At 71.7% G+C, this 9770-nt stretch carries 3 protein-coding genes; all 3 read right to left on the reverse strand.

The genetic code is table 11. The annotated features are described in order from the left end of the window. Positions 1-1847: type I polyketide synthase (locus ACZ7IB_RS47985; protein ID WP_470921578.1), on the reverse strand; the 1847-nt coding region annotated here is incomplete at its 3' end. 97 nt (positions 1848-1944) lie between these two features. Then, positions 1945-7035 carry a type I polyketide synthase gene (locus ACZ7IB_RS47990; RefSeq protein ID WP_470921581.1) on the reverse strand — a complete coding sequence of 1697 codons (5091 nt, stop codon included), beginning with the start codon at positions 7033-7035 and terminating at the stop codon, positions 1945-1947. Between the two features lie 104 nt (positions 7036-7139). Next, a partial coding sequence (locus ACZ7IB_RS47995; protein ID WP_470921580.1) for a type I polyketide synthase occupies positions 7140-9770 on the reverse strand: 2631 nt, incomplete at its 5' end.

Below are 9770 nucleotides of genomic sequence, written 5' to 3' on the forward strand. Positions count from 1 at the left end.
GGCCGTTCGAGCTGAAGGTCGAGATGACCGCACGCCTCGTCCAGCGCGTTCGCGAACACCGGGAAGACGGCGGCCAGTTCACGGCCCATACCGACTCGCTGCGCACCCTGCCCCGTGAACAGGAACGCCAGCCGACCGTCAACCACGGCCCCGCTGACTACACCCGGCGCAGGCTCGCCGGCAGCCAGTGCCCGCAGCCCTGCGACCAGTTCATCGCGCCCGGCGCCCGCGACCACCGCACGGTGCTCCAGCTGCGCGCGCGTCGTCGCCAGCGCGACACCCACATCCACCGGATCAGGAGCATCCACACGCTCCATCAGGCCCAACAGCCCCGCCGCCTGCGCACGCAACGCCTCCACGCTCGCCCCGGAGACCGGCCACAGCACCGGTCCCGTGGAGCCTGTGGAGCCTGTGGAGTCCGAGTCCGGGCGCTCCACGGGCTCCGCCTCAGTGGGCTCCGCCGCCGGCGCCTCCTCAAGGATGACGTGCGCGTTCGTACCGCTGATCCCGAACGACGAGACACCCGCCCGGCGCGGTCTCGTGCCGTCCCACTCCACTTCCTCGGTCAGCAGCCGGACATGGCCGGCCGTCCAGTCCACCTTCGTCGACGGCTCGTCCGCGTGCAGCGTCTTCGGCAGGACGCCGGCCCGCATCGCCATGACCATCTTGATGATCCCGGCGACACCCGCAGCGGCCTGCGTGTGACCCATGTTCGACTTCACCGACCCCAGCCACAGGGGGTTCTCCGCCGCGCGGTCGCGCCCGTACGTCGCCAGCAGTGCCTGCGCCTCGATCGGGTCGCCCAGGACCGTGCCCGTGCCGTGTGCCTCGACCACGTCCACCTGGTCCGCAGACAGCTGCGCGCTCGCCAGCGCGTCCCAGATGACGCGCTGCTGCGACGGGCCGTTCGGCGCGGTGAGGCCGTTGCTGGCGCCGTCCTGGTTGACGGCGGAGCCGGGTACGACAGCCAGTACGGGATGTCCGTTGCGCCGCGCGTCGGACAGCCGCTCCACCAGCAGTACGCCCGCGCCCTCGGACCAGCCGGTGCCGTCCGCCGCCTCGGAGAACGCCTTGCAGCGGCCGTCGGCCGCGAGACCGCGCTGCTTGCTGAACGCGATGTAGGGGTCGGGGGTCGCCATCACGGTCGCGCCGCCTGCGAGCGCGAGGGTGCACTCGCCCTTGCGCAGTGCCTGGACCGCAAGGTGCAGTGCGACCAGCGACGACGAGCACGCCGTGTCCACCGTGACGGCCGGCCCCTCCAGCCCGAGTACGTAGGAGATACGGCCGGACAGCACGGCCGCGTTGCTGCCGGTGGCCATGTAGGCCTCGGCCTCTTCCGGCAGTTCCAGGTCGAAGTAGGTCTGGCCGTTGGTGCCCATGAAGACGCCCACGCGGCCGCCGTGCACCGAGTCCGGCGCGATGCCACCGCGCTCGAAGGCCTCCCAGGAGGCCTCCAGCAGCAGCCGCTGCTGCGGGTCCATCGCCAGTGCCTCGCGCGGCGATATGCCGAAGAAGGCCGGGTCGAACTCCGCGGCGTCGTAAAGGAAGCCACCCTTGCGCGGGTAGTCCGCGCCGTCATCCGCGCCCGAGCCCGTTCCGGCGTCGGCCCCGGTGTCCCAGCCGCGGTCCTCGGGGAAGTCCCCGATCGCGTCGACCCCTGCGGCGATCAGCTGCCACAGCTCCTCGGGCGAACGCACGCCGCCGGGCAGGCGGCAGCTCATCGCGACGATGGCGATGGGCTCCTGTCCGGCGTTCTCGATCTCCCGCAGCTGCTGCTTCGTGGCATGCAGGTCCGCGGTCGTCCGCTTGAGGTAGTCGAGGAGCTTAGCTTCGTTCACGTTCGCCATCAGGGCCTCGCCGTGTGTCGTTTCCCGGGAACTGCGCATGCGGGAGGTTCGGGAAGTGGGGTGAATGAGCAGAAGGGGGCTGGGGCGGATCAGCGGGTCAGGAGAGCCCGAGTTCCTTGTCGAGGAAGTCGAAGACGTCCTCGGCCGACGCGGCGCCGAGGCGGTCGGCGACGGTGGGACCGTCTGCCGGCTCGGTGTTCCCCGCGTCGTCGCCGTCGTTGATTCGCGCGTTGAGCCGGGTGACGAGATCCTGGAGCCGGTGGCTGATCCGGCTGCGTTCGATCTCCTCCACGGAGAGGGCCGCCGCCACGGATTCGATGCGCTCCAGCTCCGCCAGTACGGGTACGGCGGGGGCTGCTCCGCTCGGGCACAGTTCGCCGTGCAGATGCCCGGCCAGCACGTCGGGGTTCGCGTAGTCGAAGAGCAGCGTGGCCGGGAGCTTAAGACCTGTGACGGTGCTCAGCCTGTTGCGGAATTCGACGGCGGTGAGCGAGTCGAATCCGAGCTCGTTGAAGGCGCGGCTGGACTGCACCGCGCTGGTGCTGTCGTAGGCGAGGACGAGCGCCACCTGTCCGCGTACCAGGTCCAGCACTTCGCGCCGCTGCTCGCTCTCGGGCAGGGCGGACAGCCGGACGACCAGGTCCGAAGCCGCTTCGGACGGGCCCGCGGGCCCGCCGGTGCCGCCGGCCGCGGTGGCACCGGTGCGTACCTCGGGGAGGCCTGCGATCAGCGGGCTGGACCGGGTCGCCGTGAAACCGGCCGCGAGCTGCGGCCAGTCGGCGTCCAGTACACCGACGCAGGTCGCCGCCCGGTCCAGGGCCCGCTGAAGGGCCGTCAGGCAGAGTTCGGCGTCCATCGGGGCCAGGCCGCGCCACCAGGAGCGGTCCTGCGAGGCGTCCTCGCCCGCCATGCCGCCGCCGTCCCAGGGTCCCCAGGCCACCGAGGTGGCCGCGAGGCCCAGGGCCCGGCGGTGCTGGGCAAGTGCGTCCAGGTAGGCGTTCGCGGCGGCATAGCTGCCCTGTCCCGCGCTGCCGAGCAGTCCGGCGATCGAGGAGAAGGTGACGAACGCCGTCAGTCCGTGGTGCCTGGTGAGCTCGTGCAGGTGCCGGGCCGCCTCCACCTTCGGGCGCAGTACGCCGGCGAGCCGCTCGGGGGTGATGGACTCCAGCACGCCGTCGTCCAGCACGCCGGCGGTGTGCATGACGGCGGTGAGCGGCTGGTCGTCGGGCAGGCCTTCGAGCAGCGCGGCGAGGGCCGTACGGTCCGCGACGTCGCAGGCCGCCACGGTGACCCGGGCTCCGAGCGCGGTCAGTTCGGCCGTCAGTTCCTCGGCGCCCGGTGCCTGCGGGCCACGGCGGCTGGTCAGTACGAGATGGGCGGCGCCACGTCGGGCGAGCCAGCGGGCGACGTGCGCGCCGAGTGCGCCGGTGCCGCCGGTGACCAGGACGGTGCCGTGCGGCGTCCAGTTCCCTGCGGCGGCGGTGTCGCCCTCGGTCGCGGCCTCGTCGTCGCCGTGCCTGTCCGTGTCGCCGCTGCCGCTGCTCCCGGTGCCCGCGATGGTCGTGTCGGCGGGGACGTGCACGAGTCGGCGGCCGAAGGTTCCCGAGGCGCGCACCGCGATCTGGTCCTCCGCTCCGGCCCCCTGGTCAAAGGCGCCTCCTGCCAGTACGGACACCAGCCGGGCGGCCGTACGCTCGTCGGCCGTCGGCGGCAGGTCGATCAGGCCGCCCCAACGCTGCGGCTGTTCCAGGGCGACGACCCTGCCGAGTCCCCACACCTGGGCCTGCTCCGGGTTCGGCAGTTCCTCCGCCCCGCCCACCGCGACCGCGCCGCTGGTCAGGCACCACAGCGGCGCATCGATCGCGGCGTCGCCCAGCTCCTGGGCGAGTGCGACGGTGGCGGTCAGGCCGTACGCGTCGGCGAGAGCAAGCAGGGAGAGCACCGCGCGTACCGGTGAGCCCGCTTCGGACGCGGTACGCAGCCGGTCCGTGAGCGCGGTCCGTGCCTCGGCGGTGCCGGTGGGGTCACCTTCGCCGGCGAGGGAGGCCAGTTCGGCGGCCTCCACCGTGATGAGGTGTGGCTGTGCGCCCCGGACGTGCAGCGCCTCACCGAGCCGCTCTGCCCAGCGGCCGGCGGCTGCTCCCTCCGGTGCCAGGACGAGCCAGGTGCCTGCCGCGGCCGCGGTGTCCCGGGCGGGTTCAGGGAGGGGCAGCCAGTCGATCCGGTAGCTCCAGGCGTCGGCGGTCGCCTCCTTCACCCGGTGCGAGCGCCAGGACGCGAGCAGGGGCAGCACGACGTCCAGCGATTCCCGCTGGGCGTCGCTGTCCGCGTGCAGTGCCTCGGCGAGTGCGCCGGTGTCGGTGCGTTCCACGGCGTCCCAGAAGGCCGGGGCGCCCGCGCTGCCGGGCGTGGACCGGACCGTTGTACCGGAGGCGTCAAAGGCGTCGTTCTCCCACCAGTAACGCTGCCGCTGGAACGGGTAGGTGGGCAGCTGCACCCTGCGCCCGCCCCAGCCCGCGGCGACCGCGGGCCAGTCGACCGCCGTACCGCGTACGTGCAGTTCGGCGAGCGCGGTGGTCAGCGACTGCGGCTCGGGGCGGTCGGCGCGCAGCACCGGTACGAAGGCGGTGCTCCGGGAGTCGGCTTCGTCCGTCACGCACTGCTGGGCGAGGGCGGTGAGGGTGGCGCTGGGACCCAGCTCGACGAAGGTGCTGACGCCGTGTTCGCGCAGGGTGGCGATGCCGTCGCTGAAGCGGACCGTCTCGCGTACGTGCCGCACCCAGTAGTCGGCTGAGGTCAACTCGCGCTCGGTGCAAAGCTTTCCGGTGAGATTGGAGACGACAGGAAGCTGCGGTGCGTGCATCGGGAGGTCCGCGACGATCTTACGGAAGTCCGCGAGCATCGGGTCCATGCGGGGCGAGTGGAAGGCGTGGCTGACGCGCAGTCGTGACGTCTTGCGGCCCTGTTCCCGGAGCTGTTCCGCGACGTGCAGGACGGCATCCTCGTCGCCGGAGAGCACCACGGCCGACGGACCATTGACGACGGCCACGCCGATCCGTTCCCCTTCGCCGAGCAGTGGGAGTACGTCGTCCTCGGACGCCTCGACGGCGACCATCGCGCCGCCGGCGGGCAGTTTCTGCATCAGCCGACCCCTGGCCGCCACCAGCGCGCAGGCGTCCGCCAGGGTGAACACACCCGCGGCGTGCGCCGCTGCGATCTCCCCGATCGAGTGGCCGATCAGCAGGCCGGGGCGTATCCCCCAGCTCTCCAGCAGGCGGAACAGTGCCACCTCGACCGCGAAGAGTGCGGCCTGCGCGTAGCCCGTACGGTCCAGTTCTTCCGCACCCCGCTCGTCCTTGGACCGCCACATCACGTCACGGACGGGTGTCTCCAGCCTCGGGTCCAGCTCTGCGCAGACCGCGTCGAGCGCCGCCGCGAAAGCGGGCTGGGAGGCGTACAACTCCTTTGCCATGCCGAGGCGTTGGGCACCCTGGCCGGTGAACATGAAGGCGGTGCGCCCGCCCGGTCCCTGCGGCGTACCGAATACCAGTCCCGCGCTGTCGTCGCCTGTGGCCAGTGCGTCCAGCCGGCGCAGCAGGCTGTCGTGGTCGTCCGCGACGACGACAGCCCGCTGATCGAAGACGGCCCGGGTGGTGGCCAGCGAGAACGCGACGTCCGCGGCCGTGTCGCGGCCGTCGGCGGTGAGGTGGGCACGCAGCCGGCCTGCCGACTCGCGCAGCGCCCGTTCGTCGCGCGCCGACAGCAGGTACGGAAGCACCTGCGGCTCAGCGGGGGCCGTGGGCGCTCCGGACGGTTCAGCTGTTTCGGATGCCTCAAACGCGGCTTCGGCGGGCGCTTCCTCGATGATGATGTGCGCGTTCGTACCGCTGAGCCCGAAGGAGGAGACGCCCGCCCGGCGCGGCGCGTCGCTGTGCCAGGCGACCGGCTCGGTCAGCAACCGTACGTTCCCGGTGGTCCAGTCGACCTGCGGTGTCGGCTCGTCCACGTGCAGTGTGCGGGGCAGCACCTGGTGCTGAATCGCCTGCACCATTTTGATGACGCCGCTGACGCCCGCGGCGGCCTGCGCGTGCCCCATGTTCGACTTCACCGAGCCGAGCCACAGGGGGCTTTCGGCGGGGCGGTCCTGGCCGTAGGTGGCGAGGAGCGCCTGCGCCTCGATGGGGTCGCCGAGTACGGTGCCCGTGCCGTGTGCCTCGACCGCGTCGACGTCCTTGGTGGTGAGTCCCGCGTTGTTGAGGGCCTGACGGATGACGCGCTGCTGGGCGGGGCCGTTGGGGGCGGTGAGGCCGTTGCTTGCGCCGTCCTGGTTCACGGCGGAGCCGCGTACGACTGCCAGTACGGGGTGCCCGTTGCGCCGCGCGTCCGAGAGACGCTCCACCAGCAGCACGCCCACGCCCTCGGACCAGCCCGCGCCGTCCGCCGCGCCGGCGAAGGACTTGCATCGCCCGTCCGAGGCGAGCCCGCGCTGCCGGCTGAACTCTATGAACATCTCCGGTCCGGCCATCACGGTCACGCCGCCGGCCAGCGCCAGCGAGCACTCGCCGTTGCGCAGCGCCTGCGCGGCCAGATGCAGCGCCACCAGCGAGGACGAGCACGCCGTGTCGACCGTCACCGCGGGGCCCTCGAAGCCGAAGGTGTAGGCGACCCGGCCGGACACGAGGCTGCCGGCCGCGCTGCCGCCGGCGTAGTCGTGGTACATCAGGCCGGCGAACACCCCGGTCCTGCTGCCCTTGAGCGTGGCCGGGTCGATGCCCGCGCGCTCGAACGCCTCCCAGCTGGTCTCCAGCAGCAGCCGCTGCTGGGGGTCCGTCTCCGGCGTCTCCCTGGGGCTGAGGCCGAAGAACACCGGGTCGAACTCCGCGGCGTCGTACAGGAATCCACCCTCGCGCACATAGCTGCGGCCGGGGCGGCCCGGCGCCGGGTCGTACAGCGAGTCCATGTCCCAGCCGCGGTCGGTGGGGAACTGACCGACCACATCGGTGCCTTCGTCCACCACCCGCCACAGGTCCTCGGGAGATGTGACGCCGCCCGGGTAGCGGCAGCCCATGGCAACGATCGCTATCGGCTCATGCTTGCCGTCCTCCACCTCGCGCAGACGGCGGCGGGTCTCCTGGAGGTCCGCCGTCGCACGCCGCAGGTACTCACGCAGTTTCTGGTCGTTCGCCATCGGTGTCTGAGCCAATCTGAGGTCTGTCGAGCCGGGGCGGGCGGATCGGGGATACGGGGAGCAAATCCGGGCCGTCGGTGCCATCGGCGTCGGCCCGGCTCCTGCTACGGGAGTCCGATTTCACCGTCCAGAGCGGCGAACAGCTCGTCGTCGGTGGCCGACTCGTAGTCCGTACGGACTACGGCGTCCTGCCCCGCACCGCGCCGGTCCCGCCATTTACGTACCAGTGTGTCCAGTAGCGCGGCGACTTCCGCATGCTCCCCGTCGTGCTCGCCCTCGTCCGGGGGCGAGGCGAGCAGAGCCGATTCCAGGCGGTCGATCTCGGCGAACAGCGACTGTCTCGAGGAAAGGGCCGGTACGAGCTCGGCCGCCAGGTGCGCGGCCAGCACGGCCGGCGCGGGGAAGTCGAAGACGAGGGTCGCCGGCAGCCGCAGGCCGGTGGCCGCGCCCAGCAGGTTGCGCAGATCGACGGCCGCCAGTGAGTCGAAGCCGATGTCCTTGAACGCCCGCTCAGGGTCGATGTGTTGGCCGCTGCCATGACCGAGCACCGCTGCCGCGTTGTCCCGGACCAGATCGAGGAGGAGGAGGTCGCGGTCGGCCTGCGACAGGCCGGACAGCCGCAGCGAGAGCGCTTCGGCGGCCGCCGCAGGGGCCGCTGCCGCCGCGGCCGGGACGGCGCGGCGCATCGGGTTGCGTACGAGCGTACGAAGCAGCGCGGGCACCGGTCCGCCCGGCGAGCGCAGCACTGCCGCCTCCAGCCCGACCGGTACGAGCACCGGGGCGTCGACAGCCATGGCCGAGTCCAGCAGGGCCAGCGCCCGGCCGGTGGGCAGCGGGCGCATGCCCATCCGCCGTATCCGCTCCAGATCGGCCTCGACCAGCCGGCCCGCCATGCCCTGGGTCTCGGCCCACAGGCCCCAGGCGAGGGAGAGAGCAGGCAGGCCCTGGGTCCTGCGGTGGCGGGCGAGGGCATCGAGGAAGACGTTCGAGGCGGCGTAGTTGGCCTGTCCGGCACCGACGAAGAGACCCGACGTGGAGGAGAACAGCACGAAGACGGCAAGTGGTTGATGCTGCGTCAGCTCGTGCAGATGCCAGGCTGCGTCCGCCTTGGGACGCAGTACCGAGTCCACGCTTCGCGCGGTCTGCGTCTCGATCAGGCTGTTGTCAGCCACACCTGCTGTATGGATCACAGCCGTGAGGGGGTGACAGGACGGGATCTCGGCGAGCAGCTTCTCCAGCGCGGCGCGGTCCGCGACATCACATGCCACCGGTACCGCTTCGGTCCCGAACTCGGCCAGTTCTTGCGCAAGTTCATGAGCACCGGGCGCCTTCTCACCGCGACGGCTGACCAGCAGCAGCCGACGGGCGCCGTACCGCGAGGCCAGGTGGCGGGCGACAGCGGCACCGAGGCCGCCGGTTCCGCCCGTGATCAGTACGGTGCCTTCCGGATCCCCCCAGGGCGCACCGATGGCTTCGACTGCGCTCTGCTGCTCTCTTACGAGCCGCGGTTCCCACAACTTGCCGTCACGCAGAGCGAGTTCGGTTCCGTCAGTGGCTGCAGCAGATCGCAGGAGCTGCACGGAGGGCGGGGTGCCGTCCCAGTCGAGGAGCAGCAGCCTCCCGCCGGGGTGTTCGGCCTGTGCGGAACGCACCAGGCCCCACAACGGAGCGTGAACCAGGTCCACGGCCGTGCCGGGCTCGGCGCCGGGGCCGGCCGCGCCGTTGGTGAGGATCACCAGCCGGGAGTCGATGAACCTCGGGTCGGCCAGCCACTCCTGCACGGCCTCCAGCACACGGACCGTCGCGGTGCGCATACGGTCCAGCAGACCGGTTCCGTGATTCTCGCTTCCTGTACACGCGAGGGCTCCTGTGCACGCGAGGGCCACGAAGTCCGGTACGGGGCCGGACGTCGCCCTGAGTGCCGCGAGATCGGAGAACACCGGAGCCTCGGCGCCGAAAGCCGCCACGAGCCGGTCGTCCTCGCTGCTGCCGATGACCGCCCAACTGCCGGCCGGTTCCTCGGACGGAGACCATCCGGCCCGCTCGGCCCAGCTCGGCCGCAGCAGTGCGTCGTCGTCACTACCGGCCGCCGCCAGCTGTTCGGCGCTGACGGCACGCGCGGCCAGCGAACGTATCGATATCACCGGAGCACCGGTCGAGTCCGCGGCCAGTACTGACGCCTCGTCAGGGCCGTGGGACGTCACGCGTACACGCAGTGAGGTGGCACCTGCCGCATGCACCGAAACGCCGCTCCACGCGAAGGGCAGACGCGGCCCTTCGGCACTGTCCTGGCTGTCGCCCTCATCGAAGAGATTGGCGTGGAGGGCGGCGTCGAGCAGGGCCGGATGGACGCCGAAGGCGCCGGCGTCCTGGTGAGCTTCCGGGGGGAGGGCGACTTCGGCGTAGATGTCGTTGCCGGCGCGCCAGGCGGCCTTGAGGCCCTGGAAGACGGGGCCGTAGTGGTAGCCCTGGGCGGCGAGGTCTTCGTAGGTGTCGTGCAACGTGATGGGCTGGGCGCCGGGAGGCGGCCAGTTACTGAGATCGGAGCTGGGGTCAGCCTCGACCGAGGGGAGTTGGGGAGTGAGAGTGCCTTGGGCGTGCTGAGTCCAGGGCGCATCACTGGGTACGTCGCCCGAGTCCGGGCGTGAGTGGATGGTGAGGGTGCGGCGGGCGGACGTGTCAGGGGGCCCGACTGTGATCTGGAGCTGGAGGGCCTGCTCCGGGGCGAGAACGAA

It is taken from the genome of Streptomyces sp. NPDC037301 (genome assembly GCF_055602785.1).